At 74.5% G+C, this 25,917-nt stretch carries 22 protein-coding genes; 7 read left to right on the plus strand and 15 right to left on the minus strand.

The window, feature by feature from the left end; all coding sequences use genetic code 11:
- The first annotated feature begins 53 nt into the window (after positions 1 to 53).
- Positions 54 to 725, plus strand: coding sequence for a DedA family protein (locus ACTMS0_RS25040; protein WP_441157707.1), 672 nt, complete (start codon positions 54 to 56; stop codon positions 723 to 725).
- A gap of 47 nt (positions 726 to 772) precedes the next feature.
- Here the strand turns inward: ACTMS0_RS25040 and ACTMS0_RS25045 are convergent, their stop codons facing one another.
- The 4 genes from ACTMS0_RS25045 to ACTMS0_RS25060 all read right to left on the minus strand — a co-directional run bounded on the left by ACTMS0_RS25045 (position 773) and on the right by ACTMS0_RS25060 (position 4,902).
- Positions 773 to 2,176 (minus strand): chitinase, encoded by a 1,404-nt coding sequence (locus ACTMS0_RS25045; protein ID WP_441157708.1) that lies wholly within the window; start codon positions 2,174 to 2,176, stop codon positions 773 to 775.
- Between the two features lie 150 nt (positions 2,177 to 2,326).
- A complete protein-coding gene (locus ACTMS0_RS25050; protein ID WP_441157709.1) occupies positions 2,327 to 3,754 on the minus strand; it encodes a carbohydrate-binding protein in 1,428 nt (475 codons plus the stop codon).
- An 82-nt stretch (positions 3,755 to 3,836) separates the two neighbouring features.
- On the minus strand, positions 3,837 to 4,550 hold the full coding sequence (gene yidC / locus ACTMS0_RS25055; protein WP_441157710.1) for a membrane protein insertase YidC: 714 nt from the start codon (positions 4,548 to 4,550) through the stop codon (positions 3,837 to 3,839).
- Positions 4,551 to 4,635: 85 nt separating this feature from the next.
- On the minus strand, positions 4,636 to 4,902 hold the full coding sequence (locus ACTMS0_RS25060; RefSeq protein ID WP_441157820.1) for a DUF6412 domain-containing protein: 267 nt from the start codon (positions 4,900 to 4,902) through the stop codon (positions 4,636 to 4,638).
- A gap of 155 nt (positions 4,903 to 5,057) precedes the next feature.
- Here ACTMS0_RS25060 and ACTMS0_RS25065 point away from each other — a divergent pair, with 155 nt between their 5' ends.
- Positions 5,058 to 6,194 carry a carboxylate-amine ligase gene (locus ACTMS0_RS25065; RefSeq protein ID WP_441157711.1) on the plus strand — a complete coding sequence of 379 codons (1,137 nt, stop codon included), beginning with the start codon at positions 5,058 to 5,060 and terminating at the stop codon, positions 6,192 to 6,194.
- 26 nt (positions 6,195 to 6,220) lie between these two features.
- Positions 6,221 to 7,600, plus strand: coding sequence for an FAD-dependent oxidoreductase (locus ACTMS0_RS25070; RefSeq protein WP_441157712.1), 1,380 nt, complete (start codon positions 6,221 to 6,223; stop codon positions 7,598 to 7,600).
- Positions 7,601 to 7,739: 139 nt separating this feature from the next.
- Here the strand turns inward: ACTMS0_RS25070 and ACTMS0_RS25075 are convergent, their stop codons facing one another.
- Together ACTMS0_RS25075 and ACTMS0_RS25080 are read right to left on the minus strand one after the other, a co-directional pair.
- Positions 7,740 to 9,440: a SigE family RNA polymerase sigma factor gene (locus ACTMS0_RS25075; protein WP_441157713.1), complete on the minus strand. Its 1,701-nt coding sequence runs from the start codon at positions 9,438 to 9,440 to the stop codon at positions 7,740 to 7,742.
- A gap of 144 nt (positions 9,441 to 9,584) precedes the next feature.
- Complete coding sequence (locus tag ACTMS0_RS25080) at positions 9,585 to 10,448, minus strand: Fpg/Nei family DNA glycosylase (RefSeq protein ID WP_441157714.1); 864 nt, start codon at positions 10,446 to 10,448, stop codon at positions 9,585 to 9,587.
- A 139-nt stretch (positions 10,449 to 10,587) separates the two neighbouring features.
- On the opposite strand from ACTMS0_RS25080, the gene ACTMS0_RS25085 reads away from it, so the two are divergent.
- The 3 genes from ACTMS0_RS25085 (at position 10,588) to rocD (ending at position 13,636) form a co-directional block, all read left to right on the plus strand.
- Positions 10,588 to 11,289, plus strand: coding sequence for a thrombospondin (locus ACTMS0_RS25085; RefSeq protein ID WP_441157715.1), 702 nt, complete (start codon positions 10,588 to 10,590; stop codon positions 11,287 to 11,289).
- 320 nt (positions 11,290 to 11,609) lie between these two features.
- Positions 11,610 to 12,425 (plus strand): dimethylargininase, encoded by an 816-nt coding sequence (gene ddaH, locus ACTMS0_RS25090; protein WP_441157821.1) that lies wholly within the window; start codon positions 11,610 to 11,612, stop codon positions 12,423 to 12,425.
- Positions 12,422 to 13,636 carry an ornithine--oxo-acid transaminase gene (gene rocD, locus ACTMS0_RS25095; protein WP_441157716.1) on the plus strand — a complete coding sequence of 405 codons (1,215 nt, stop codon included), beginning with the start codon at positions 12,422 to 12,424 and terminating at the stop codon, positions 13,634 to 13,636. Before ddaH ends, rocD begins: the two co-directional genes overlap by 4 nt.
- A 60-nt stretch (positions 13,637 to 13,696) precedes the next feature.
- Here rocD and ACTMS0_RS25100 read toward each other — a convergent pair whose 3' ends face one another.
- The 7 genes from ACTMS0_RS25100 to ACTMS0_RS25130 form a co-directional block, all read right to left on the minus strand.
- Positions 13,697 to 14,848, minus strand: coding sequence for an FHA domain-containing protein (locus ACTMS0_RS25100; RefSeq protein ID WP_441157717.1), 1,152 nt, complete (start codon positions 14,846 to 14,848; stop codon positions 13,697 to 13,699).
- Entirely contained in the window at positions 14,845 to 15,138 is a 294-nt protein-coding gene (locus tag ACTMS0_RS25105) for a 4a-hydroxytetrahydrobiopterin dehydratase (RefSeq protein WP_441157718.1), read from the minus strand. Before ACTMS0_RS25105 ends, ACTMS0_RS25100 begins: the two co-directional genes overlap by 4 nt.
- A gap of 168 nt (positions 15,139 to 15,306) precedes the next feature.
- The gene (locus tag ACTMS0_RS25110; protein ID WP_441157719.1) at positions 15,307 to 16,356 is read right to left on the minus strand and encodes a fatty acid desaturase family protein; all 1,050 of its coding nucleotides are present in this window, start codon (positions 16,354 to 16,356) and stop codon (positions 15,307 to 15,309) included.
- A 133-nt stretch (positions 16,357 to 16,489) separates the two neighbouring features.
- On the minus strand, positions 16,490 to 20,083 hold the full coding sequence (locus ACTMS0_RS25115; RefSeq protein WP_441157720.1) for an SCO7613 C-terminal domain-containing membrane protein: 3,594 nt from the start codon (positions 20,081 to 20,083) through the stop codon (positions 16,490 to 16,492).
- 47 nt (positions 20,084 to 20,130) lie between these two features.
- Positions 20,131 to 20,460: a divalent-cation tolerance protein CutA gene (gene cutA, locus ACTMS0_RS25120; protein ID WP_441157721.1), complete on the minus strand. Its 330-nt coding sequence runs from the start codon at positions 20,458 to 20,460 to the stop codon at positions 20,131 to 20,133.
- A gap of 9 nt (positions 20,461 to 20,469) precedes the next feature.
- Positions 20,470 to 21,486, minus strand: coding sequence for a 1-acyl-sn-glycerol-3-phosphate acyltransferase (locus ACTMS0_RS25125; RefSeq protein ID WP_441157722.1), 1,017 nt, complete (start codon positions 21,484 to 21,486; stop codon positions 20,470 to 20,472).
- Positions 21,486 to 22,319, minus strand: coding sequence for a patatin-like phospholipase family protein (locus ACTMS0_RS25130; RefSeq protein WP_441157723.1), 834 nt, complete (start codon positions 22,317 to 22,319; stop codon positions 21,486 to 21,488). The genes ACTMS0_RS25125 and ACTMS0_RS25130 overlap by 1 nt, the downstream gene beginning before the upstream one ends.
- A 119-nt stretch (positions 22,320 to 22,438) precedes the next feature.
- Between ACTMS0_RS25130 and ACTMS0_RS25135 the strand changes: the two genes are divergently transcribed.
- Complete coding sequence (locus ACTMS0_RS25135) at positions 22,439 to 23,818, plus strand: serine/threonine-protein kinase (RefSeq protein WP_441157724.1); 1,380 nt, start codon at positions 22,439 to 22,441, stop codon at positions 23,816 to 23,818.
- 62 nt (positions 23,819 to 23,880) lie between these two features.
- Here the strand turns inward: ACTMS0_RS25135 and ACTMS0_RS25140 are convergent, their stop codons facing one another.
- Positions 23,881 to 24,939, minus strand: a complete 1,059-nt coding sequence (locus tag ACTMS0_RS25140; protein ID WP_441157822.1) for a glycosyltransferase family 4 protein — start codon at positions 24,937 to 24,939, stop codon at positions 23,881 to 23,883.
- Positions 24,940 to 25,110: 171 nt separating this feature from the next.
- Positions 25,111 to 25,779 carry a BON domain-containing protein gene (locus ACTMS0_RS25145; RefSeq protein ID WP_441157725.1) on the minus strand — a complete coding sequence of 223 codons (669 nt, stop codon included), beginning with the start codon at positions 25,777 to 25,779 and terminating at the stop codon, positions 25,111 to 25,113.
- Between the last annotated feature and the right edge of the window lie 138 nt (positions 25,780 to 25,917).

Consider the following 25,917-nt stretch of genomic DNA (forward strand, 5'->3'; position numbering starts at 1 on the left):
GGCACCCCGGGTACCTCCTTCCGATCCCCCGGCCCGGCAGCGGAAGGATCGCGATGGCACTCGCCCAGGACGTCCACCCGGAGCAGTTCGGCGGGTTGACCGGCTGGGTGGCCGAGGTCATCGACGCGCTGGGCGCGGTCGGGGTGGCGCTGCTGGTCGCCCTGGAGAGCATCATCCCGCCCATCCCCAGCGAGATCGTCCTCGCGATGGCCGGATACCTGGCCGGCGAGGGGCGTTTCAACGTCGTCCTGATCGTCCTCGCGGCGACCGCCGGGTCGCTGGTCGGGGCCCTCGCGCTCTACTGGCTCGGCGCCGGTCTCGGCGAGGACCGGCTGAAGCGGTGGCTGGACCGGCTGCCCCTGGTGGACCGTGACGAACTGGAGCGGGCCGACCGCTGGTTCGAGCGGCACGGCCGCTGGGCGGTGCTGTTCGGCCGCCTGGTGCCGGTGGTCCGCAGCCTGGTCTCCATCCCGGCGGGGGCGAACCGGATGCCGCTGGGCGAGTTCGTCGCGTTCACCACGCTGGGCAGCGGTGTCTGGAACGGGCTGATCGTCGGTCTGGGGTACACGCTCGGCACGCGCTGGGAGGACGTCGACCGGTACAGCAGCTGGTTCAACTACGCGATCTTCGCGGTCTTCGCCGTCATGATCGTGACCTGGGCGGTGAAGAAGGTCCGCCGGCGGCGGGCCCGGCGCGACCGGGAGTCGGTCGGCGCCGGGCGCTGACCGGGCCGCGCACCCGATCGGGGTACGCGGCCCGGAGCCGTCCAGGGTCAGGGCAGCGTGTCGAGGTGCGGGCCGACGGTACGGGCGAAGTTGTTGCCGTTGGACACGTCCCAGTTCACCGACCAGGTCATCGCGCCCCGCAGACCGGGGTAGGTGCGCGGCGGGCGGAAGCTGCCGCAGTTGCTGCCCCGGGTCAGGCAGTCCAGGGCCGCGTTGACCACGCTGGGCGCGACGATCCCGCCGCCGGCCGCCCCGGGACCGGCCGGCAGGCCGAGCCCGACCTGGTCGGGCCGCAGCCCCGCCTCCAGCTGGATGCAGGCCAGCGCGACGATGAAGTTCACCGTGCCCTGGCTGTACGCGGCGTTGTTGTCGCACCCCAGCATCGAGCCGGAGTTGTAGAACTGGGTGTTCACGACGGTGAGGATGTCCTTGATGTCCAGCGCCAGCTTGAAGTAGCTGGTGGTCGGGTTCTGCATGTCGATGGTCTGCGGCGCCATCGCGATGATCAGCCCGGAGCCGACCTTGGTGCGCAGCGACCGCAGGGCCTGCGCCATGTACGTCGGGTTGAGGCCGTTCTCCAGGTCGATGTCCACGCCGTCGAAGCCGTACCGCTGGATCAGCGCGTGCACCGAGTCGCTGAAGGCGACCGCGGAGGCCGCGTCGTTGACGGCGACCCGCCCGGTCTCACCGCCGACCGAGATGATGACCTTCTTGCCCCGGCTCTTCAGGGTCCGGACGTCGGCCGAGAAGTCCGCGTCGGTGTAGCCGCCCAGCGCGGCGGAGAGGCCGGGGTCGACCGCGAAGGTCACCGCGCCGGGGGTGGCCGCCGCCTCGGCGAAGGCGACCGCGACGACGTCGTACTCGGCGGGGACGTCCCGCAGTCGCAGCTCGACCGCCGGGTTGTCGAAGTTGTGCCAGTAGCCGGTGAGGATGTGCTTCGGCAGGCCGGTGACCGGCGGCGGGCTGGTCGGCGGCGGCGTGGTCGGGGGTGGGGTCGTGGGGGGCGCGGTGGTGGGTGGCGCAGTCGTGGGCGGAGGCGTGGTCGGGGTCGTGCCGCCACCGCACGCCGCGCCGTTCAGTTGGCAGTTGGTCGGCGAGCCGGGCCCGCTGCCGAGGAATCCGAAGGAGACCAAGGCGCCCGGCGCGATCGTGCCGTTCCACGACCGGTTGGTGAACGTGTACCGCTGGCCGGACGAGGTGAGCAGCGCGTCCCAGTAGGTGCCGACCGACGTGCCGGCGGGCAGGTCGAAGGTGAGGCTCCAGCCGTTGATCGTGGAGGTGCCCCCGTTGGTGATCGTGTACTTCCCCTCCCACCCGGTGCCCCAGTCGGACGTCTTCACGAAGGTGGCGGTCGGGCCGGCGGCGTACGCCGGCATCGCCACCCAGGCGGCGCCGAGCGCGGCGGTCAGCACGGTGACCAGGGACAGGACAAGGGATCTGGAACGCTTCATGCGACCCTCCACACCCGGACAGGGATCCACGGACGTCTACGTTGGCGCTTATTATTAAGACTGTTAACTGTTCTGTCCAGGGTGCGGCGGGGTGTTAAGAGGGGCCCCTTCCACAACGCGAGGCGTTAAGAAGGGGCCCCTCCTTTCGGATCAGCGGCGGAAGGTGAACCAGTTGACGTTGACGAAGTCGTTGGGCTGGCCGCTGGTGAAGGTCAGATAGACCGTCCGGCGGCCGGTGGGGCCGGCGACGTTGCCGGGCACCGAACGCCAGCTCTGCCAGCCGCCGGTGTTGGCGATGGCGAAGCTGCCGATCGGCGGGCTGGTCGGGCTGTCCAGGCGCACCTCGACCAGCCCGCTCACGCCGCCGCCCGCACCGGAGGCGACCCGGGCGACGAAGTCCCGCGGCGGCGTCGCGCCGAACTCCACGTTGTCGAAGCGCACCCAGTCGCCGTTGCGCAGCGCGCCGATGTTCTGGCCGCCCTCCGAGCAGGCCTCCACGAGCACGCCGTTCTGGGCGTTGAACGACTCGGCCTGGATGGTCGCGTACGCGTCGCGGACCCCGCCCGGGGGCGGAGTCGTCGGGGGCGGAGTGGTGGGCGGCGGGGTGGTGCCGCCGCCCCGGTTGTAGACGGCGACGTAGTCGACGACCATCGGCCGGCCCGGCACGGTCGCGGCGGTCGGGGTGGCACCCCCGGCGACGCCGTTCGGGAACGCCCCGCCCATCGCGACGTTGAGCAGCAGGAAGTAACCGGCGTGGCTGGTCATCTGCGACCAGTACGGCTCGCCGACCCGGGTCTGGCTCACCGTGTGGTAGAGCTGGCCGTCGACGTACCAGCGCAGTTGCTGCGGGCTGGCCGACGCGTCCCACTCGAAGCGGTAGGTGTGGAACGTCGACTGGCAGGTGGCGCCCGGGCAGGCCCGGGAGGCGCCGATGCCGTTGAACTCGTCGCACGGGCCGCCGGGCGCGACGCCGCAGTGCAGCACGCCCCAGACGGAGTTGATCCCGTTGACGTTCTCCATCACGTCGAACTCGCCGATGCTCGGCCAGTTCTGGTAGTTGCCCCGGTAGGGCGACCCGAGCGCCCAGAACGCCGGCCAGTAGCCGGCCGCCTCGGCACCGGTCACGTTGGGCATCTGGATCCGGCCCTCGATCGCCAGCACCCCGCCGGACGGCGGCTTGAAGTTGCTGCGGACGGTCTCGATCCGGGCCGACGTCCACTGGCCGGACGCGTTGCGCAACGGCGTGATCCGAAGGTTTCCGGCACCGTCGTGGCTGACGTTGGCGGTGCTGGCGGTGTACGTCTGGATCTCTCCGGTGCCCCAGTTGGGCGGGCCGCCGGGGTAGCTGGTGCCGGTGTCGATGATCCAGTTGGCCGAGGACGGGAGGGTACCGGCAGCGCCCGTGAAGTCGTCGCTCCAGACCAGACTCCAGCCCGGCGCGGGCGGCGGGACGGCGGCGTTCGCGGTGACGGTCAGGCCGGCCAGCGCGGTGGTGGTGACGGCGGTGAGCAGCGCCAACGCCAGTGGTTTCCGGCGTCGCGCGGGCAGGGCGGCAGGCGCCCCGGATGGCGTGTGCATGGCTGTGCCTCTCTGCGGGACGGGTCGAGAGAGCGCTCTCTCAGGAGTTGTACGTGCCGTTCACAAAGTTGTCAACATCGATCTAGGTCGAGGCGGCCGGGCGACGCAGGACCGCCTGCTCGAGCCCGGACCACGCGGTCGTGGTCGCCAGGTAGATCACCGCGGCGAGCGGCAGCACCAGCGCCACCAGGACGGTCGTGTACGGCAGCAGTGGCAGCAGGCGGGCCAGTGCGTCCGCACCCGGCGTACCGGCCGGAGCCGGCGTCGCGGTGCGCCGCATCCGGCGCGACGTCAACCAGGCCAGCACGAGCAGCGCGACCAGCAGGACGACGAACAGCGGCACCACCGCCCCGGTGAGGCCGTCGCCGAGCTGGTGCCCGAGCGGCACGCCGGCGAGGCGTTCGTCCAGCAGCCCCGTGCCGCCCTCGTCGGTGGTGAACAGGCGGTACGCCACCAGCAGGAACGGCGCCTGGAGCAGCAGCGGCAGGCAGCCGGCGAGCGGACCGGCGCCGGCCGAGCGGTAGAGGGCGAGGAGCTCGGCCTGGAGCCGGGCCGGGTCGTCCGCGTACCGCCGCTGGAGTTCGCGGACGCGGGGGGCGAGCGCCGCGCGGCGCCGCTCCCCGCGGACCTGCGCGACGGTCAACGGTGAGATCAGCAGGCGGACGGCGACGGTGAAGACGACGATGGCGGCGGCGGTGGCCGCGCCGCCGGTGAGCGGTTCGAGCAGGGCGGCGAGCCCGGCCAGGACGGCGCCGGCGGCGCCGACCACGTCCGACAGCGGTGCGAAGGCGTACATGGTGGAGGACCCCTCGGGTGCGATTCCGGGTACGCGCCCGACGGGCGCGAAAGGGACGTCGGAACCGGCCGCGGCGGCCTGGTGGCTACGCGGCCGAGGGGCGGAGGCCGGGTGCCCGTGGGCGGGGTCGGCCGGAAGCGTCCGGGTCCACCTGACGTGGCACCCGGCGGGATCGGGCCCGCGCCCGGAGTGCGCACACCGCGCGGGTCACGCCGGCCGCCGGCACCACGGCGAGGTGCACCGCGAGCAGGGTGGCGAGCAGCACGACCGCCGCGCCGGCGAGCAGCCCCGACGGGTGGTCGGCGAGCACGGTCAGCCCGGTGAGCGTGGCGGCCCACCACCCGAGCAGCATCCCGAGCACGCAGCCAGGCTACGACGGCGTGTCACGTCACCCGCTGTGATGACGACACGCCGGTACCGCGTTTCCCGGCCCCGCCACCGTGGGTAACGACGGGACCGACCCGGCGCGGACGGACCGCGGCCGGCCGAGACGGACGGTGATTCCCGATGACCGGCCAGGTGGTGGCGGCACCGAGCACGGCGGCCGACGGGAGCGACCTGCTCACCGTTGGTGTCGAAGAGGAGTTCCTGCTCGTCGACCCGCACACCGGGGTCGCCGTGCCGGCCGTCGACCTCGTCATGGAGCAGGTCCCGCCCGAGCTGCGCGGCCAGGTCGAGCGGGAGTTCCAGACCAGCCAGATCGAGATCGGGAGCCCGCCCGGCCTGGAGCTGCGCTCGATCCGGCACTCCCTGGGCATGCTGCGCGGCGCACTCGCCGACGCCGCCGAGCGGGCCGGCGTACGCCTGCTGGCCATCGGGACCGGCCCGGCCGACGGTCCGGTGCCACCGGTGGTCGACAAGCCCCGCTTCGACCGGATGATCGAGCGGTTCCGGCTGCTGGTGCCCGGTCCCGGCAACAACGGCATGCACGTGCACGTCGGGGTGCCGGACGCCGAGACCGGCGTGCAGGTGCTCAACCACCTCCGGCCGTGGCTGCCGGTGCTGCACGCGGCGACCGCCAACTCCCCGTTCGCCAAGGGCGAGGACACCGGCTACGCGAGCTGGCGGTCGGTGGAGTGGGAGCGCTGGCCGTCCGTGGCGCCGACGCCGTTCCTCGAGTCGCACGAGCACTACGAACGGCTGATCCGGCAGCTCATCGCGAGCGGCCTGATGCTCGACGAGGGGATGCTCTACTGGTACGCCCGCCTGTCGGCGAAGTACCCGACCGTGGAGATCCGCATCGGGGACGTCTGCCCCTCCGTGGACGACGCGGTGCTGGTCGCCGCCCTGGTACGGGCGATGGTCGCGACCGCGATGGCCGATATCGCGGATGGCCGGCCGGCCGTCCGCACCGACCACCACCTGCTCGTCGCCGCGCACTGGCGGGCCGCCCACGACGGGCTGGAGGGCGAGGGCGTCGACCTCACCGACGGTGAGCTGCGGCCCGCCTGGGAACTGCTCGACCAGCTCGTCGACCGGCTGCGACCGGCGCTCGAGCGGCACGGCGACCTTGCCGAGGTGACCGACCTGCTCGGCGGGTTGCGCCGGCACGGCAGCGGCGCCGCGCGGCAGCGGGCGGTCTTCGCCCGTACCGGGAAGTTGACGGACGTGGTGGAGGACGTCGCCCGGCAGACCCGTGGGTGAGCGCTTTCCGTGACAGGATGATGCGTGTGGCGCAGCGGTTGATCGTCATCGGCGGTGACGCCGCCGGGATGTCGGCGGCGTCCCAGGCGCGCCGTCGCCAGGGCCCGGACGACCTGGAGATCGTCGCCTTCGAGCGAGGCCACTTCACGTCGTACTCGTCGTGCGGCATCCCGTACTGGATCAGCGGCCTCGTGTCCGAGCGGGACCAGCTCATCACCCGCGACCCGGAGACATTCCGGACACAGTTCCACATCGACGTCCGGATGCGGCACGAGGTCACCGCCATCGACCTCGGCCGGCGCGAGGTCGTCGCGCGGGACCTGGAGGGCGGCGGCGAGGTCCGCGAGCGGTTCGACACCCTGATGTACGCCACCGGCGCGCTGCCCATCCAGCCGGACTGGGCCCGCACCGACGCGGGCGGGGTGTTCGGCGTGCAGACCCTCGACGACGGCGCCGCGCTGCGCGCGTGGCTGGACGCGGACCCGAAGCCCCGCCGCGCGGTGGTCGTCGGCGGCGGCTACATCGGGGTCGAGATGGCCGAGGCCATGATCCAGCGCGGGTTGTCGGTCACCCTCGTGGAGAGGGCCGAGCAGCCGATGTCCACGGTGGACCCGGACATGGCCGAACTGGTGACGGACGCCATGCACGGCCTGGGCATACAGATCCGCACGGGCCTCTCGGTCATCGGGCTGGAGGAGCGCAACGGGCGGGTGTCCGCCGTGGTCACCACCGAGGGGCCGATCCCCGCCGACGTGGTCGTCCTCGGCCTCGGCGTCCGCCCCAACGTCGGGCTGGCCGAGGCGGCCGGGCTGCCGATCGGGCCCAGCGGGGCGATCCGGGTGGACCGGCGCATGCGGGTGCCCGGTGTCGAGGACGTCTGGGCCGCCGGGGACTGCGTGGAGTCCCTGCACCGGGTCAGCGGGCTGCCCGTGCACGTCCCGCTCGGTACGCACGCCAACAAGCAGGGCCGGGTCGCCGGCATCAACATCGGCGGTGGCTACGCAACCTTCGCCGGGGTGATCGGCACCGCCGTCACCAAGGTCTGCGATCTGGAGGTCGGTCGCACCGGGCTGCGCGAGCGGGACGCGGTGGCGTCCGGTTTCGAGTTCATCTCGGTGATCGCCCAGTCCACGAACCGGGCCGGCTACTACCCCGGTTCCCGCCCGATGACCGTCAAGCTGATCGCCGAGAAGCCCGGCGGGCGGCTCCTCGGCGCCCAGATCGTCGGCTGGTCGGAGGCGGCGAAGCGGATCGACCCCCTGGCCGTGGCGCTGTGGAACGAGATGACGGTGGACGACATGACCGCCCTCGACCTCGGTTACGCCCCACCGTTCGCGCCGGCCTGGGACCCGGTGCTGATCGCCGCCCGCAAGGCCGTCGACGCCCTCGCCGCCGCCGACCGGTAGGACGGGAGACCCCCTTCTGTCGGGGGGCGCGGCTAGCGTGTGCGTGCTGTCGCAGTGCCGGCTGGCAGGAGCGGGACGGGGCGGCTTCTACCGGCGTACGGCGACACCCACCGCCTCCGCTGACGCGCCGCCCGGCCGGTCAACGGCAGCGCCACCGGACCGGTAGTTCGACGCGATCCTCCGTGTGCCGCTGGCTGAGGGTACCGGCGATCGTCCGCCCGTCGTCGCTGATCACCGCGACCCGCGGGTTTAGTCGCTCCGGAACGTCGGCCGGCTCGGGTAGTTCCAGCACCCCGGCCTCGCTGATGAGACCCATCCGCACTGCCCCGACCCGGTTGTCGAGCATGCCGACTGTCCACCGCCCGTTGCTGAGGCCGGCGTAGGTCTGCGCCGGCGCAGGCAGTGACACGAACTCCCCGGTCCGGAGGTCGAGCCGCATGATCGCGATCTCCATGCTTCCCGGTACGGCGCGGCGCATGGTGCCGACCACCAACCCGTTGCGGACCGAGACCGGCCAGAAAGCGTCCGCCGGCCCCTCCGGCGTCACCGGCACCGGCAGGAACTCCCCGGTCCCGTCCGGTCGCCACCGGTAGCCGCGGTACGTGCTCGGAGCGAACCCGTCGCTGACCGTCCCGACCATGGTGCCGTCCTCGTCCAGCCCGGTGACCTCTCCCGACCAGCCCGGTCCGGGCAGCGGCAGGTACTCGGGCTGGCTGGTCAGGGAGCGCCAGCGCACCGGCACGGTCACCGACTCGTTGCCACGGGACGCGTACCCCTCGCCCACCACCACGCCGGCGTCGTTGACGAGCTGCGGCATCACGCTCTTTCCGGGTAGGCGCTCCAGCCGGCCGTCCCGGTAGACGTAGAGCCCGTCCTCCTCGACGAAACCGACCACCGTGCCCGAGGAGTTGACATCGGTGCCCTCGAACGGGGCGGGCAGTTCGGTGACCCGGTCGCCGTCCCAGACCACCTCGACCTGACGGTGTGACGGCCCCGTCGCGGTACCGACCAGGTATCGGCCGGTCGAATCCCCGCCGGTGACCCTCGCTCCGTCCGCCCCCGCCGGCAGCGGCAGCGTGGACACCTCGCACGTCGTCGGCGGTGTCACCGCCGGCGGTGGCGCCTCCCGCCGGGAATCGAGCAGCACCGGCAGCACGCCGGCCGCCGCCAGTGTGGCCAGTGCCGCCGTTCCGGCCACCGCCCCCCGCCGGTTGCGGCGGCGCCGCCGCCCGTCCCGCACCGCGCGGCCCAGGTCCACGCGAGCGCCCCGCGGCGGGTCCACTTCTGCCTCGCGCAGCAGCACGGCGATCCGGTCCTCGTCCAGCGTCATCGCGTCACTCCCGTCGTCTCGGTGGGCTCCGGCTCGGCGAGGAGCCGGCATCGCGGCGAGCCCGTGGGCGGTCTGGCTCTTCACCGTTCCGGTGGAGCAGCCCAACGTCCGGGCTACCTCCTCGACCGGCAGGTCGTGCAGGAAACGCAGCACCAGGACGGCGCGCTGCCGCGGTGGCACCTGGCGCAACGCGGCCAGGAGCACCGTCCGCTCGTCCGCGGTCCGGTCCTCGGCGGACCTCGTGTCCGGCGGGGCGGCGAAGAGGGCCACCCGCCACCAGCCCTTGCGGCGGCCGTCAAGGAAGAGCCGCACCACGACGGCGCGGACGTACGCGTCGACGTTGTCCGCCCGCACCACCCGCGACCAGCGCTGGAAGAGCCGGGTCACCGCCTCCTGCACGAGGTCGTCGGCCTGGTCGACGTCACCGCACAACGCGTACGCCAGCCGGTGCAGCGCCGGAAGGCGCGCGCCGATGTACTCCAGGTACTCGTGTTCCGCTGCGTCCGGCATCCGGGTCCCTCCGTCGTTCCCCCCTTCCAGACGGGAGCCGCGCGCGTCCGGTTGTACGGAACCTCGTTGATCATGAGGTTGGCGGCAGTGGAGGAGATCCACATCGCCGCCAACCTCATGATCAACGGCGTCGGGCGGCAGCGGTCAGGCGGGTTGGCAGGTGGGGCACCAGTAGAGGTTGCGGCCGGTGAGGGCGCCGGCGCTGACCGGGGTGGCGCAGACGTGGCAGGGGGCGCCGGGGCGGCGGTAGACGTACACCTCGCCGCCGTGCCGGTCGACCCGCGCGGCGCGGCCCATCGCCTCGGGCAGGTGCGCGTCGCGGACGGTGTCGATCCGGCCGCGCTCCACGGCCTGCCGCATCAGTGTCACCAGGTCCGCCCAGAGCCGGTCCCAGCCGGCGCGGGTGAGCTGCCGGCCCGCCATCGTCGGCGGCAGGCCCTCCCGGAACAGCGCCTCGGTGACGAAGATCAGCCCGGTGCCGGCCACCACCGACTGGTCGAGCAGCAACGCCGCGAGCGGGGTCGGGCTGCGGGAGATCCGGGCGTACGCCTGCTCCGGGTCGGCGTCGGCGCGCAACGGATCCGGGCCGAGCCGCCCGCGCAGCGCGGCCACCTCCGGTGGCGTGAGCAGCTCGCAGGCGGTGGGGCCGCGCAGGTCCAACCAGTGGCGGTCGACCGACGACTCCAGCTCGGCGCGTCTACCGCCGCGCCGCGACCTGGAGCCGTCGGTGCTCAGTCGCAGCCGGACCTGGCCGACCGGCTCCGGCGGCTCGCCGGCCCCGTCAGTGACCTTGCCGTACAGGCCGAGGTGGACGTGCAGGGTCAGCTCGCCGGCGTAGTGGTGCAGCAGGTGCTTGCCGTACGCCTCGGTGCTCTCCAGCACGGACCCGGTGAGCCGCGCGGCGCCCTCGGCGAACCGGCCCTGGGGGCTCGCCGCGTGCACCTTGTCCCCGGCGAAGAGTTCGGCGTGCCGGGCCGCCAGGCGGTGGATGGTGTGTCCCTCTGGCACGACGGCAACGGTAGCGCCGCCGGCCGGCACGCCCGATGGGGTGGGTGTCGCGATCGTCACCTCTGGGTACCTCTTCACCGTTACCGCGCGGGCGCCACCCGCTCCACCGGCCGCCAGCGCTCTCACCAGGAGGTGTGTTGTGGTCAGAATTCCTTCCCTCTCGCGCCGGACGGAACCGGCGCCCGACGACACCGGCCGCGCCAGCGAGGCGGCCGCCAACCGCGACGACGCCGGCGCCCACGCCGACGACGCGACCCGGGCCGGCGAGCGGACGACGTACCGCAGCGCCGCACCGGCCGACGGCCGTGACACCGACACCGCGCGCCGAGCCGCCGGGGCGCATGCGGCGACGGCCCGGTCCGACGAGGAGACCAGCCGTACCCCGCTGGCGGATCCGACCCGGGAACGGGCGCTCGACGCCCGCGCGGTCGACCCGGACCGCGACGCGGCGGCGGCGCGCGACCGGGACGGCGACGGTGTGCCGGACCGGGCGGAGCGGCCGGTGGTCGCCGGCCCGAAGCCGCGGTCCAGCCTGCTCGCCACGCTCGGCCTGATCGCCGGGGTGGCCGGCGTGCTGTTCGTCCTCACCGGCACCCTGGCCGGGTACGGGATCGGCCTGGGCGCCGTCGGCGCGGTCCTCGCCGTCCTCGGCCTGATCGCGACCCGACGGCGGCACGTCGCCGGGACGACCGACGCGCTGCTGGGCGTCGCCGCCGGCGTCGGCGCGGTCGTGCTGGGCGTGCTGGCGATGACCGGCCAGTTCGATTGGCCGACCACCGACGGCGACTGGGTGGCGCGGTTCCGGGAGTGGCTCGACTCACAGTTTGTGGATCGCTTCTAGGGGGCACTGTCCGGCTCGCCGGCGGTGCGCCGGCGACGCCGGTGGTGCACCGGCACAGCCCGACCAGCCTGGTGGTTCACCAGCCGGGCACACCCTGATTCGGGGGCGGCGGTTCGCCGCCCCCGAAGTGTTTCCGGGGTCGTCACCCGGCGGCGCAACGAAACGCTGCCGGTCCGCGAGTACACGCAACGATCCGACGGCCTGTGCAACTTCCTGCGGTGGTTCCCGTCGGCCGGCGCCGCATACCGTTGAGCAACGGCGCCAGCCCGCGGGCCGAAGGTGGCCGGGCGCGCCCGACCCCTGGGAGCAGGACAATGACGATGGACGCCACCAGCCAGCGCTTTCTGATGTGCCGGCCGACGTACTTCGCCGTCGACTACGCGATCAACCCCTGGATGGATCCGACCGCGCCGGTGGACGCCGACCTGGCGATCCGGCAGTGGGAGCAGCTGCGCCAGATCTACCGGGACCTGGGCCACACCGTCGAGGAGATCACTCCGGTGCCGGGCCTGCCCGACATGGTCTTCGCCGCCAACGGCGGCACGGTGATCGACGGCAAGGCGATGGCCGTGCAGTTCCGGGACCCGCAGCGCGCCGACGAGGCGCCCGCGTACCGGGCCTGGTTCGAGACCGCCGGCTTCGAGATGTACGACCCGAAGCACGTCAACGAGGGTGAGGGCGACGTCCTGCTGGTCGGCGACCACCTGCTCGCCGGCACCGGGTTCCGCACCGCGCACGCCTCGCACGCCCAGCTCCAGGAGGTCTTCGGCTACCCGGTGATCACCATGCAGCTGGTCGACCCACGCTTCTACCACCTGGACACCGCGCTGACCGTGCTCGACGAGCGGACGGTCGCGTACCTGCCGGAGGCCTTCTCCCCCGGCAGCCAGGCCGTGCTCCGCCGGCTCTTCCCGGACGCGGTCCACGCCACCATGGCCGATGCCGAGGTGCTGGGCCTCAACGCGGTGAGCGACGGCCGGCACGTCGTGCTGCCGGCGCAGGCCACCGGCCTGGCGGCCAAGCTGCGCGACCGGGGCTACGAGACCATCGGTGTCGACCTGTCCGAGCTGCGCAAGGCCGGCGGCGGACCGAAGTGCTGCACGTTGCGACTCCGTCAGGGAAAGGCGAGCAAGTGATCGAGGACAAGCTGCGGACGCCGGGGGCCGTCCGGGACGCGGAGCGGTGGACCGCGCACAACTACCACCCGCTGCCGGTGGTGATCTCCTCCGCCGAGGGCGCCTGGCTGACCGACGTGGACGGCCGCCGCTACCTCGACTGCCTGGCCGGGTACTCGGCGCTCAACTTCGGCCACCGGCACCCGGAGCTGATCCGTGCCGCCCACGAGCAGCTGGACAGGCTGACCCTGACCAGCCGGGCGTTCATCCACGACCAGTTCGCCGACTTCTGCCGGGAGCTGGCGCAGCTCTGCGGCAAGGACCTGGTGCTGCCGATGAACACCGGCGCCGAGGCCGTGGAGACCGGCATCAAGGTGGCCCGCAAGTGGGGCTACCAGGTCAAGGGCGTCGCCCCGGGCCAGGCGAACATCGTGGTGGCCGAGGGCAACTTCCACGGCCGCACCACCACGATCGTCTCCTTCTCCACCGACGAGGACGCGCGGGCCGACTTCGGGCCGTACACGCCGGGCTTCACCGTCGTCCCCTACGGCGACCTCGACGCGCTGACCGCCGCCATCGACGAGAACACCGTCGCCGTGCTGCTCGAACCGATCCAGGGCGAGCAGGGCGTGGTCGTGCCGCCGGAGGGCTACCTGCCGGGCGTACGCCGGGTCTGCACCGAGCGGAACGTGCTGTTCATCGCCGACGAGATCCAGTCCGGCCTGGGCCGGACCGGCGCGACCTTCGCGTGCGAGCACGAGGGTGTCGTGCCGGACATGTACCTGCTGGGCAAGGCGCTCGGCGGCGGCATCGTCCCGGTGTCGGCCGTCGCGGCGGACGCCGCGGTCCTCGGGGTGCTCAAGCCGGGCCAGCACGGCTCCACCTTCGGCGGCAACCCGCTGGCCTGCGCCGTGGCCACCGAGGTGGTCCGGCTGCTCGCCACCGGCGAGTTCCAGCGCCGCTCCGCCGAGCTGGGCGCCCGGCTGCACGCCGGCCTCCAGGCGCTCGTCGGCAAGGGCCTGCTCGCCGTCCGGGGCCGGGGCCTGTGGGCCGGCCTGGACATCGACCCGGCGCTGATGAGCGGCCGGGAGGCGTGCGAGCGGCTCATGGAGCGTGGCGTCCTGGCCAAGGACACCCACGGCTCGACCATCCGCCTCGCCCCGCCGCTGGTCATCACCGAGGAGGAGATCGACCACGCCGTGGCGCAGCTGGCCGCCGTCCTGGCCGGCTGAGGTCGTACGTACACCGAAGGGCGCCGGGAGTCGATCCCGGCGCCCTTCGTCGTGCGCGCGTCAGCGGGGCAGGCGCATCGCCATGGTCGGCGCCTCCGCCATCACCGACGCCGGGGTGTACGGCGCACCGGCCGGCAGCTCGTCGGGGCGGCCCACCTGGACGCCCGGGTAGAGCTCGACCATGTCGCCCTCGGCCAGCACCCGCGACTGCTGCGGCTTGAGCGGGATCCGCTCCGCCTCCGCCATCGACCCGCGCGGCCGGATGCCGGAGCCGTTCGTGCTGACGTCGGTCACGATGATCTCGCCGACGCGCAGCTCCAGCTTCAGGTGGCTGCGGCTGATCCAGCGCCGGGCCTCGTCGTTGAGCCACTGGCCGAGCACGATCCCGTCGGCGGCGTCCGGCGCACGGCCGACCAGCACCGGCTCCTGGTCGGTGAGCACGAAGCGGCGGCGGATCAGGCCGCCGATGCGGACCGCGAGCACCTCCGACCGGGGCCGCGGGCCGGCGTCGCTCAACCTGGCGCCGTGCCGGGGACAGGTCGGTACGCCGCCCCGCAGGCTCGGCGGCGGCTGCGTCACCGGGCTGCGTTCGGTGACCGCGGCCAGGTCGGCGAAGGCGCCCCCACCGCCGCCCTGACCGAAGAGCGCGCACCCGGACTCCGGGCACCGCCAGCGCCGCGCCAGCAGCTTGACCCCGGCGGGCGACCGGTCCCCGGCGACCGGGGTGTCCCCGCCACCGACGTGGGCGACGAAGGCGGGCCCGCCCGCGCCCGGCACCGGAGCGACCACCCGGCCCGGCTGGTCGGTCACCCACGGGTAGCGCCCGCGCAGCCCGTCGAAGCGACCCCGGCTGAGCACCGGCAGGCCGAGCAGGTCGGCCACCTCCAGCATCCGGTCACCCGGGTTGTCGAGCACCTCGACCAGCCCGTCGTCGGCCCACCGGCGCACCACCATGCGCTCGTTCGACGTGAGGTCGGCGTCGGAGAGCAGGGCCCGGTGCACCACGGCGTAGACCGGGACGCTGTCCTCCTCCAGCTCGCGGGAGAGCGCGTCGATCACCATGCCGAGCCGGAGCAGGCTGGCCGGCCGACCACCGTCGATGTCCTGGTACCGGATCACCTCGGCCAGGTCGAGCACCGCCCGGACCAGGGAGGGGTCGGTGCATACCCGCCCCTCGATGGCGTCCAGCACCTTGCTGATCTCGAATCTCATCGGACCTCCCCCACGATTCCGTCGATCCGCCGCGCGAGGTCCAGGTCACGGCGTGTGACGCAGCCGACCGAATGGGTCACGCAGCGGAAAGTCACCGTCCGCCAGCGGATGTCGATGTCGGGGTGGTGGTCGAGTTCCTCGGCCACCACGGCCACCCGGTCCACCAGCGTGATGGCGTCCGGGAAACTGGCCAGTTCCACGGTGCGGGTGATCCCGGCCTGGTCCCCGGACCAGGCGGGCAGCCCGCTCAGCTCGTCTCGCACCGCCTCCGCGGTGAGCACGTCTGCCATGGGGAGACCCTACCGGGGCGACCTGCGACGACGCCGAGCAGCGGCGGTGGGGTGTCGCGCCGGTCAACCGGCCGTGGGCGGGCCCGGTCTTCCAGCGCGGGACGACTCGGTCGACGGGGGCGAAAGTTCGCGGCCCCGACGCTGGGCTGGCCGGTGGCCCGGCCAGGGTCAGTCGTCACGCAACGGCCGGCCCACCTCGTGCAGGTGCGCGAGCGCCTGCCGGTAGGACTCGACCAGGCCCACCTCGGCGTACGGGACGCCGCGCTCGGCGCAGTACGCCCGCACGATCGGCCGGGCCCGCCGCAGGTTCCCCCGAGGCATGTTCGGGAACAGGTGGTGCTCGATCTGGTGGTTGAGCCCGCCCAGCGCGGCGTCGACGACCCGCCCGCCCCCCACGTTGCGCGACGTGAGCACCTGCTTGCGCAGGAAGTCCAGGTCGTCGGCGGCGGTCGGCATCGGCATGCCCTTGTGGTTGGGCGCGAACGAGCAGCCCATGTACAGCCCCCACAGCCCCTGGTGGACGGCCACGAAGACCAGCGCCTTCACCGGCGACATCACCAGCAGGAGGCCGCCGGCGTAGAGCACGGTGTGCGCCGCCAGCAGCAGCGCCTCGACGCCGCGGTGGCGCATCGGGGTGCGGAAGCCGCCGCCGGGTTCCCGGCCCACGACCGCGCGCACGCTCGCCACGTGCAGGCTCAGCCCCTCCAGCAGCAGCATCGGGAAGAACAGCCAGGCCTGCCGGCGGGCCAGCCAGCGGGCCACACCCCGGGTCGCCCGGGCCTGCTCGTCGCTCCAGACCAGCGCGCCCGCCCCGACGTCCGGATCCTCGTCCGCGTGGTTGGGGTTGGCGTGGTGCCGGTTGTGCTTGTCCACCCACCAGCCGTAGCTGAGCCCCACCGCGAGGTTGCCGGCCAGCAGGCCCACCAGTTCGCTGGGCCCACGCCGCCGGAACATCTGCCGGTGACCGGCGTCGTGCCCGAGGAAGGCCACCTGCGTGCTGGCGACCGCCAGCAGCGCGGCGACCGCCACCTGGGCCCAGGAGTCGCCGACCAGCACGACCGCGGCCCAGGCGACGGCGAAGAACCCGGCGGTCAGCGCGATCCGGACGGCGTACCGGCCCGGACGCCGCTCCAGCAGGCCCGCGGAGCGGATCCGCCGGGACAGCTCCGCGTAGTCACTCCCTCGCCGTACCGGCGGATCCGCCACAAGTTCCCGCATGCTGCCGCCCCCTGCTCGGTCGTGGTCGCGCCGGTCGGCTCGACCCCTCACCGAGTTTCGCGAGGATGGTTGCGCTGAGTAATCCTGCGCACCCCCGGATCGGCGGTAGGGCCAACCCTACCTGCGCGGACGGTCAGCTCATCCGGCCCACCGCGGCACGCAGCCGCTCCAGGTCCCGCCGCCGCCGCTCGTAGGTGGCGGCCAGGCCGATCAGCGCGAGCCCGCCCGTGGCGAGGAAGATCCACCGAGGCAGGAGATCCCAGGTACGGGCCAGCTCGTGCAGCGCGAGCGGAGTGAGGGTCAGCGCGCCGAGGACGACCGGCGCCTGCCAGCGGCGGGTGGCTCCGAGCAGGACCGCCCCGAGCGCGGCGAGCCCGAGCAGGAGCCGCCGCCCCGGCTGCGGGTCCGGCGCGACCAGTACCGACGCCAGGCTCGGCAGCAACCCGGCAGCGAGGCCGGGCCCGAGCGCCTGCCAACTGGTCAACCCGGGCCGGGTCCGCAGCGCCACCGCGCCCGCCGCCAGGGCCAGCGCCGCAGCCGGCAGCGTGTACGCCTCGAGCACCGCCACGTCACCGACGGCCAGAAGGAGCCAGGTGCCGACCAGCTCGCTGCCCCCGGCGACGGCGGCGAACGCCCAGCGCCGCGCGTACGGCTCGCCCCGGCGCAGCAGGCGCAGCCCGACGGCGACGCCCCAGAGCACGCAGACGGCGGCGGCGTGCCGCAGCGAGCCCGTGGCGAGCAGGAACGCCACCAGCGCCACGCCCTGCGCGGCGGCGTCCAGCACCCGCCCGGCGGCGCCCGGCACGGCGGCGACGGCGAGGGTGAGCACCGCGACGGCGAGCACCGTGAACGCCGCCGTCCGCAGCGGCAGCCCGCCGGCCAGCGGCGCGGTGACCGCGAAGGCGGTCGCGGCCCCGACCGCCGCGAGCCGGGCGACCAGCCGTGCTCCGGCCTGCCGGCCCGTCACGCCGACCACGGTGGCGGCCACCACCAGCGCCCCGAGGCCGGTGAGCGTCCCGGCCCGGGTGGCCAGCAGCCCCAGCAGACCCGAGCTGGTGAACACCAGCCCGAGCGGCAGCGCCACCGGGGCGAGCAGCGGACGGGGTGCGGCCAGGGCCGCGACCAGGAGGGCGGCGATCCCGAGCAGCATGGTGCCGCCCGGCAGCACCGGCCACGGCGCGCCGGCCGCCAGAAGCAGCACCGGGACCGCCGACGCGAGGAACGGCACCGCCCCGAGGGCGGCCGGCCACCGTGCGCCCGCGCCGCGGGTCGGGTCGGTCGGGCCCGGCTCGGTTCGGGATTCGGCAGGTCGTGCCACCCCCGCCTCCGGTCGCCCCGGGTCGCCGCGATCCGAGTCGATCCGTCGATCCGCGACGGCCGGGAGCCGGCCGGCCACCAGGGCGGCGCCGGCCGCCAGCACCAGCAGCGCCAGGCCCGCCGGCACGGCGCCGGGAGCCGGCTCGACCTCCGGCACACCCGACCAGACCGCCACGGTGCCGTACGGGGCGAACAGCGCGGTCAGCACCACCGGCAGGAGGACCGCCACGGCCACCGCCGAGAGGCCGCCGCCGGCGACGCCCAGGGCGGTGCCGCCACCGGCCGCGACGAGCCCGAGCACGGCGAACAGGGCCGCCAGGGCGGCGTACAGGGCCACCGGTTCATCGCCCGCCACCGCCAGCGGCGCCAGGCCGACCGGCAGCAGCGCCACAGCGAGCGCGGTCGAGGCGTACCGCTCGAGGTCCGGCCAGTGTCGACGGACCGCCAGCAGGGCCGCCGGCAGTGACGCGGCGGCGGCGAGCGCCGCCCGGGCCTGCCACCAGGCCGGCGCGCCGCCGGCGAACACGGCGAGGGTGGCGCCCGCCGGCACGGCGAGCAGGGCGGCGCCGAGGCCGGCACCGCCCACCGCGCGCTGCGCGGCCCCGCCGCGCCGGCCGAGGGCGGCGGCCGTGAGCCCGACGACTGCGGTCACCGCGAGTGCCGCCCCGGCTCCGCCCGGCGCGGCCAGCCCGACGAGCAGGGCGTGGCCGAGCAGGGCGGCCCCGGCCACGGCGGAGGTGAGCACCGGCCCCGGGCGCACCCCGCGGCGGCCGACGGCGGCCGCGAGCAGGCCCACCGCCGCCGCGAGGTCCAACGCCACCACGGCCGGCCAGGGGGCGGCCCACGCGGCCGGCGCGGCGAGCACCGTCGCCGCCGTGCCGGCCGCCGCCAACGGGAGCCGGGCGGGCCGGGGCAGCAGCAGGCCGACCGCGACCACGGTCACCGCCGTCGCGACCGGCAGTTGCCAGCCCCACGCGAGGTCCGGACCCGACCCGGCACCCCGCCACGGCGGGAGCGACCGGGCCACCGCGCCGCCGGCCAGCACCGCCACCGCCACCGCGGCGACCTGTGCCAGCCCGCCGGCCACCACCAGCGCCCCGACCTGGGGCCCGGCACGCCACCCGGCCGGCAGTAGCCGGACGCCCCCGGCGAGGGCCACCACGACCAGCGCCGACAGCACCAGCAGCAGGCTCTCCCGCAGCTCGGCGGCGGGCCGCAGGAGCGCGGCCGCCAGCACCGGCACCAGCAGGGCCGTCGCGACCAGCCGGAACACCCGCCCGCCGGCGAGCACCGACGCCGCCACCAGGGTCACCGCCACCAGCAGCAGCGGGAACCCGGCCAGCAGCGGCGTCCCGGCGAACCGCCCGACCGCCAGCGGCACCAGCGCGCAGCCGGCGGCGAAGACCAGGGCGGCGGCGTACCCCAGCCACGCCAGGATCCGTCCGGCCAGGACGGCCGGCCCCCCGCCGGCCGTCGCCGACCCCGCAGCGGCCGGCGCCGCCGTGGCTGACCCGGCCGGTCCCGCCGTGACCGGACCGGCCGGTTCCGCCGTGGAGCCCGCAGCACCAGCCCTCCGGAGCCAAGCACCGGTCAGCGCGGTCACCACCAGCAGGTCCACGACGGCCACGCCGACCAGCACCACCGCCCAGCCGCCCGCCGACGGCCGGTGCTCGGCCGCGAACAGCGGCAGCACCGGCTGCACGGTCAGCAGGGCCGCGAACCACGGCACGGTCAACCGGCTGAGCCGGGCGTATCCCGCGGCGACCGCCGCGCCGGCCCCCCCGACCAGCGCGGCGTACCGGGTTCCCGGCCAGCCGGCCACCCCACCCAGGTCCACCGTCCAGGCGGCGTACCCGTCGAGGAGCACCAGCAGCAACCCGACCGCGGCGATCGTCTCCGCGGTCCCCCGAAGCCCGCGCCGCACCGCCACCAGCGGCACGGCGAGGGCCAGCGCGGTGAACGCCGCCAGGATCAGCGCCCGACCCGCGACGCCGACCGTCGCCCAGGCCACGGCGGTGAAGACGACCGCCGCGGTGCCCAGCAGCAGTCCACCCAGGACGAAGAGCAGGCCCTGCACCGTCCGGGTGGACGCCTCCGCGCCGCCGGGCCGCGGCGCCGCGCCGACGGACGGCGGTGCCGGCGCCACCGGACGCGCCGCCGGCACCGGGAACTCCGCCCGGATGGCGGCGGCCAGCTCCGTCCGGCGCCGCCGGGCCGCACCGAGCCGGTCCGTGACCTCCTCGTACGCCCGGCGCGCCCGCTCGACCTCCGCGCCGAGCGCCGCGATCTCCCGGTCGAGCCGGATCACCTCTGCGGCGGGCGGGTACGGCGGGCGGCCGCACGCGGAACAGCCGGCGTCGAGGTCGGCCGGTGCGCCGCAGGCGGGACAGGGGTAGGCGGAGTTATCCACGCGGCCATCCTCGACGGCCGGCGGTCACCCCACCAGAGTGCGCGTACCTAGGAGCCCTGGGGGCGGGTGTGTTCGTACAGCCAGGCGGCATAGTCGGGGTTGCCGCTCTCCACCCGGGTCACCAGGATCTCCGGCACCTCGTACGGGTGGCTGGCCCGGATCTGCTCCACCAGCGCGGCGGCCCGGTCGGGGGTGGTCTTGAACTGCACGGACCACTCGGTGCTGGTCTCCACGCCCTGCCGCCACCAGTAGGTGCTGTCCACCTGGCCGCCCACCTGGGCGCAGGCCGCCAGCCGGCCGGCCACCGCCGCAGCCGCGAGAACGTCCGCCACGGAGCGCGCGTCCACCACCGTCGTCACCACGCAGATCTGGTCCACGACCGCACCCTACGTGGGACCGTCCCGGTTGGCGGTGATCCACGTGTCGATCCGGGCCCACCAGTCGAAGAGCCAGTCGATGCGCTCCTGCCGGCCGGTCGGCACCTCCTCCGGGGGCACGGACCAGAACCGCATCACGATCCGCTTGTCCATCGGCAGCTCACGCCACACGTCGGTGACGGTGAGCATCCGGTCCAGCCCGGTGTGCGCCACGAAGATGACGCCGGCGTCGGGGGCGGCGTCCAGCGCGGCCAGCATCCCGCCGGGCTGCGGGGCGAGCACGTGCCGCAGCCGCTCCGCCCGCCGCGCCATCAGCTCGTGGCCGAGCTCCCGCAGCCGGGCGATGGCCCGCAGCCGCCGCTTCGGGGTGAAGTTGCCGCCCTCGGGGAAGATCACGAACGCGTCGTCGTCGTCCAGGCCGGTCGCCAGGTGTCCGATCTGCTCCGCCGCCGAGCCACGGCCGTCGGGGCCGGGCGCGAGGAAACGGTTCGGCAGTCGGTTGAGCAGCACGTCGATCGCCGGGTCCCACTGGAGGCTGTCCTTCAGGACGATCCGGGGCTCCCGCCGGAACCAGTTGACCAGGGCGTGGATCAGGATGAACGAGTCGCCCGGGCCGGCGTGCCGGCACAGCACCAGCTCCGGTCGACCGGGCAACGCCGTGTCCGGGTCGGTGCCGACCACGTCGATCGACAGCCGCAGGGTCCACCGGGCCTGCCAGAACAGCACCCGCAGGAACCAGCCGGCGAGCCGGTAGTGCGCCCGCTGGAAGGCCGGGGAGCGGGCCCGCCACCCGAATCCGGACGCCACCCAGAGCAGGAAGAGCGCGAGCAGCGCGACCGCGTCCCAGACCAGGTAGACGGCGCCGATCCAGAGCAGGCGCAGCGGCCGCAGCCGGCCCGGGACGAACGGCGAGGCCGCCAGGGCGAGCAGGGCCCAGGCCGGCACGGTGGTCACCATCGCGACGGCGAGCAGCACGACGCCGGGGGCGAGGAGCAGCCGGCGAAGCCACCGGGGCGGCAGCGGCATCAGCGGTCCAGTTGGGCCAGGTAGTGCCGGGTCGCGGTGTACGCCCGACTGATCCGCCGCCCCACCGCCGCAATGTCCCGGTACGCCCAGGGCGAGTCGTCGCGGGGCCGGAGCCCCCCGCCGGTCGGCAGCACGTGCACCTCCACCCCGTCGGGTACGGCCGCCATCTCCCGCGCGAACCGGTGCCGGCGAGCGATCTCGAACGCGACCTGGGCGATCTCCCAGGGCCGCCGGGGCGGGGTCAGCTCGCGTTCGATCCGGCCCACCTGGAGGACGAAGATTCGGCCGGCCCCGGCCGCCACCGCCTCGCCGATCGGGATCGAGTTGACGATGCCGCCGTCGACGTAGTGCTGGTCGGCGATGCGGGCCGGCGGCAGCAGCCCCGGCACCGAGGCGCTGGCGAGCACGGCGGGGACCACCGGCCCGCTGTCGAACCAGTGCTCGGCGGCCCGCTCAATGTTCGCCGCGCAGCAGCGGAACGGCACGCGCAGGTCGGCGAACGTGGTTTCCGCGCCGAGTTCGTTCTCGAGCAGCTTGCGCAGCGGGCGCGGCGAGTGCAGGTGGGTACGCGCGGCGAACCGGCGCAGCTGCCGGGCCACCGAGTCGCCGTACACCTCGCTCGCCTCCGGCGACGCCCAGAGCCGGACCAGACGGTCGGTGACGGCCTCGGACGGGTCGGCGGCGACCAGCGCACCGTTAACGGCGCCGATGGACGTGCCCAGCACCAGGTCGGGCCGGATCCCGGCCCGGAACAGGGCCCGCAGCATGCCCACCTCGACCGCACCGAGGACGCCGCCGCCCCCGAGCACGAATGCCACCGGTCCCCGCGCCATGCCGTTCATCCTGGCACGGCCGCGCCGCACGCCCGCCGCAGGTGGCACGGGGGTCCGTTGACAGGGTGGAAACATTCGCGCAACCTGATACCGCTCCCACCCCGAGGCAGGTGTGATCCGTGAAGCCGGCGCTCCATCCCAGCCGGTTGCTGTCCCGCCGGTACCGGCTCATCGACCAGATCGGCGCCGGCGGCATGTCGGTCATCTGGCGGGCCCGGGACGAGATGCTCGACCGGCTCGTCGCGGTGAAGGTCCTGGTGCCGTCGCTCGCCGCCGACGCCCGCTTCCGGGACATGGTCCGGGAGGAGGCCCGCGCCGCCGCCCAGCTGGTCCACCCGCACGTCACCTCGGTCCACGACTACGGCGAGACGGTCGCACCGGACGGCTCGATCACCTCGTTCGTCGTGATGGAGCTGCTGACCGGCGAGGCGCTGGAGCTGCGACTGACCGAGGGCCCGCTGCCGTGGGCGGAGGCCGTCGAGATCGGTGCGCAGGTGGCCGACGCGCTCGCGGCCGCGCGCCGGCTGGGCATCGTCCACCGGGACATCACCCCGGCCAACGTGATGATGACCCGCACCGGCGCCAAGGTGCTCGACTTCGGCATCGCCACGCGCATCGGGGCGCCGGACGAGGACGAGGACGGCGGCACCTTCGGCACCCCCGCGTACGTCGCACCGGAGCGACTCGACGGCGCGCCCGCCCAGCCGGCCACCGACGTGTACTCCCTCGGCGTGCTGCTGCACGAGGCGCTCACCGGCCGGGTGCCGTACCCCGCGGACACCTGGGAGCAGCTCAGCGCGGCGCTGACCGAGGGCGTCCCACCCACGCTGACCGACGTGCCGGGCCTGCCGCCGGAGGTGGCGCGCATCTGTCTGCGCTGTCTGGCCCGGGACCCGGCCGCGCGGCCGACCGCCCGGCAGGTCGCCACGGTCCTGCGGGACCAACTGCTCCCCGCCGATCCGCAGGCCGCCACGATGCTCGCGCCCGACCGGAGCGGCGGACGCCGTCGACGGTTGCGGCCGGTGCTGGTGGTGCCGGTCGTGCTGGTCGTCGCTGTGGCGCTGGTGTCGCCGGCGCTCCGGCAGGAGGAGCCGAGGCCGCCCCGGTCCCTGCCGACGACCGGCCCGGTCGACCCGTCCCGCTCGACGGTGCACGGCGGCACCCCGCCACCGACCGGTCCCCCGGCCTCGCCGTCGGTCACGGCCGAGCCGGCCCCGACCCCCGCCGGGGGAAGCCTGGTCGAGGCCGCCAACCGCCTGGACGGCGTGGTCGGCGCCGGGCTCGACGACGGCGGCATCCGCTCCGACGTCGGCGTGGACTTCCGCAACGAGCTGCGCAACCTCACCGACGCCGCCCGGGCCGGCCAGAACGACCTCACCGAGCGGGTGGCGCGGCTCCGCGACAAGGTCGCGGTCCGCCTCCGCGAAGGCGCGATCACCGAGGCGTACGCCGAAAAGCTCGACCTGGCCATCGGAGCACTGACCGCTGTGCAAACGTGAACCGCGGAGATCCTGGAAAGAACGGCCCCTGGAAGATCTGTGCGACTGCTACGGCTCCCGCGTCAGCGCAGGCCTACGCGGGCCGGCTCGCGGACGCCGCCCGGGACGGCCGCGGCGATGAAGCGCCGGTAGACCTCCTCGTAGCCGGCCGCCATCCGGGCGGTGGAGAACCTCTCCGCGACGTGGGCGACGCAGGCCGCCGGGTCGAGGTCGATCGCGGCGGCCAGCGCCCCGGGCAGTTCGTCAGCCCGTTCGCAGATCAGGCCGGTCACGCCGGGGCGGACCAGTTCCGGCACGGCGCCCCGGTCGAGCGCCACCACCGGCGTACCGGTGGCCATCGCCTCCAGCATCACCATGCCGAAGGGCTCCTCCCACTGGATCGGCATGACCAGGCACCGGGCGTCGATGAGCAGGCGCAGCGCCGCCCTACGGTCGGCGTCGAGCACCACCGTCACGTCGTCGTCCAGCATCGGCCGGACCACCTCGTCGAAATAGCGGCGCTCGGCGGGCTCGTTGCACTTGCCGGCGAGCACCAGCGGGAGGCCGGCGGCGCGGCACGCGCGGATCGCCGTGTCCGGCCCCTTGTCCGGGCTGAACCGGGCCAGCCAGAGCACCGGCCCCGGGGCGGGGATCCGCTTGTGCGGGATGCCGGGGGTGTCCAGCGCGTTGTGCACGGTGCCGACCCAGGGCAGCCGCGGGTTGAGCCGCCGCTGGGCGTGCGAGATGGCGACCAGGCCAACGCCCTGGTCGGTGTCGCTGAGCACCGTCCCGTACTCGCCGACCGGGTTGCCGTGCACGGTGGCGACCGTCGGCACGGCCCGTCGCCCCGCCAGCAGCGGGCCGATGGTGGTGTGGTCGTGGATGACGTCGAAGTCGGACGGGCCGATCAGGTGGTTCACCCGGGCGAGGTGGGCCAGTTCGGGCAGCGACTCGCCGAGCCGGTCGTACTGCAGGTCGGGGATCGTGGAGACGAAGCTCGCGTCCGTGCCGTGGTGCTCTCCCGCCCCGAACACGGTCACCGCGTGCCCACCGGCGACGAGCGCGTCCACCAGGCCGGCGACCGTTTGTTCGAGCCCGCCGTAGCCCGGTGGGGGCACCGACAGCCACGGCGGGACCACCATCGCGATCCGCAGCGGCCGCTCGGCCGAGCCGTCGTCCCGGTGGTTCACGGCCACGAGTCCTCCCCGTCAGTCCCTAGCGGGCGGCACCCGTCGCCGGGTCCGCTGCCGCCCCGTGGCGATCGATGGCGATTTCCCGAGGGCGACTCGCCTAAACCGGGATAAGCCGGGCGCTCATCCGCCCACCAGCAGCCGGTCGCGTACGGCACGGACACCGTCGGCGGACCAGGCCACACGCTCAGCCTGGTCCCGTTCCCACCACGAGCGCACCACGCCGCCGAGGATCACCGTGTCCCCGTCCACCTCGACGGTCACCCGTTCGGTGCCGATGCCACGCAGCAGCGCCCGCTGGACGTCCCGCCGGATCCGGTCCCCGTCCGGCCGGGCGGCGGGCCGCACCTCGATCAGGTTCGTCACCCCGCGAACGCCGCGCAGGCGCCGTACCTCGGACTCGGCGGTACGCCGTTGCCAGCCGAACTCCACCTCGCCGCGGAGCATCACCCACCCGTTGGAGACGGTGACGTCCAGCCGCTCGGCCGGCACGAAGCTGTCCCACTCCAGCGCCCGGCTGACGGCGATCGCCATCTCCCCGTCGGTGTACAACTCCTCACCCAGGAGGCGGACCTCCAGCTCGTCGGCGATCGCCCGGACACCCCGGACACGCTGCGCGCAGCGCTGCGCCGCCCACTTCCGTGCGTAGTCGTCCACCCAGCCGGTCAGCGTCACGACGCCGTCGTGGACGCTGACTCCGATCTCCTGCGGCTGGACGCGGGGGTCCCAGGCGAGTTCCTCCAGCACGTCCCGCTGGATCTGCGCGTCGGTCCGGACGGCGGTGGTGGTCATCGCTTCCTCCGTACGCCTCACGGGTCCTCGTGCTCCGACGGTGCCCGCCGTACGGGTGACGGCGGTTCACCCGGACCGGGTGAACCGCCGTCGAGGAGCGCGGCGGGCGACGGAGCCAACCCCCTTGGCTCCGCCACC

This window comes from Micromonospora sp. H33 (assembly GCF_052068455.1).
In the GTDB taxonomy this organism is placed as follows: domain Bacteria; phylum Actinomycetota; class Actinomycetes; order Mycobacteriales; family Micromonosporaceae; genus Micromonospora.

Excerpts from the sequence above, each read along its gene's own strand:
- ACTMS0_RS25040 (WP_441157707.1), top strand. The coding sequence starts at position 54 with ATGGCACTCGCCCAGGACGTCCACCCGGAGCAGTTCGGCGGGTTGACC.
- ACTMS0_RS25145 (WP_441157725.1), bottom strand. The coding sequence starts at position 25,779 with ATGACCACCACCGCCGTCCGGACCGACGCGCAGATCCAGCGGGACGTG.
- ACTMS0_RS25110 (WP_441157719.1), bottom strand. The coding sequence starts at position 16,356 with ATGCGGGAACTTGTGGCGGATCCGCCGGTACGGCGAGGGAGTGACTAC.
- ACTMS0_RS25100 (WP_441157717.1), bottom strand. The coding sequence starts at position 14,848 with ATGAGATTCGAGATCAGCAAGGTGCTGGACGCCATCGAGGGGCGGGTA.
- ACTMS0_RS25125 (WP_441157722.1), bottom strand. The coding sequence starts at position 21,486 with ATGCCGCTGCCGCCCCGGTGGCTTCGCCGGCTGCTCCTCGCCCCCGGC.
- ACTMS0_RS25140 (WP_441157822.1), bottom strand. The coding sequence starts at position 24,939 with ATGGTGGTCCCGCCGTGGCTGTCGGTGCCCCCACCGGGCTACGGCGGG.
- ACTMS0_RS25050 (WP_441157709.1), bottom strand. The coding sequence starts at position 3,754 with ATGCACACGCCATCCGGGGCGCCTGCCGCCCTGCCCGCGCGACGCCGG.
- ACTMS0_RS25130 (WP_441157723.1), bottom strand. The coding sequence starts at position 22,319 with ATGGCGCGGGGACCGGTGGCATTCGTGCTCGGGGGCGGCGGCGTCCTC.
- ACTMS0_RS25065 (WP_441157711.1), top strand. The coding sequence starts at position 5,058 with ATGACCGGCCAGGTGGTGGCGGCACCGAGCACGGCGGCCGACGGGAGC.
- ddaH (WP_441157821.1), top strand. The coding sequence starts at position 11,610 with ATGGACGCCACCAGCCAGCGCTTTCTGATGTGCCGGCCGACGTACTTC.
- ACTMS0_RS25105 (WP_441157718.1), bottom strand. The coding sequence starts at position 15,138 with ATGGCAGACGTGCTCACCGCGGAGGCGGTGCGAGACGAGCTGAGCGGG.
- yidC (WP_441157710.1), bottom strand. The coding sequence starts at position 4,550 with ATGTACGCCTTCGCACCGCTGTCGGACGTGGTCGGCGCCGCCGGCGCC.
- ACTMS0_RS25045 (WP_441157708.1), bottom strand. The coding sequence starts at position 2,176 with ATGAAGCGTTCCAGATCCCTTGTCCTGTCCCTGGTCACCGTGCTGACC.
- ACTMS0_RS25060 (WP_441157820.1), bottom strand. The coding sequence starts at position 4,902 with ATGCTGCTCGGGTGGTGGGCCGCCACGCTCACCGGGCTGACCGTGCTC.
- ACTMS0_RS25075 (WP_441157713.1), bottom strand. The coding sequence starts at position 9,440 with ATGCCGGACGCAGCGGAACACGAGTACCTGGAGTACATCGGCGCGCGC.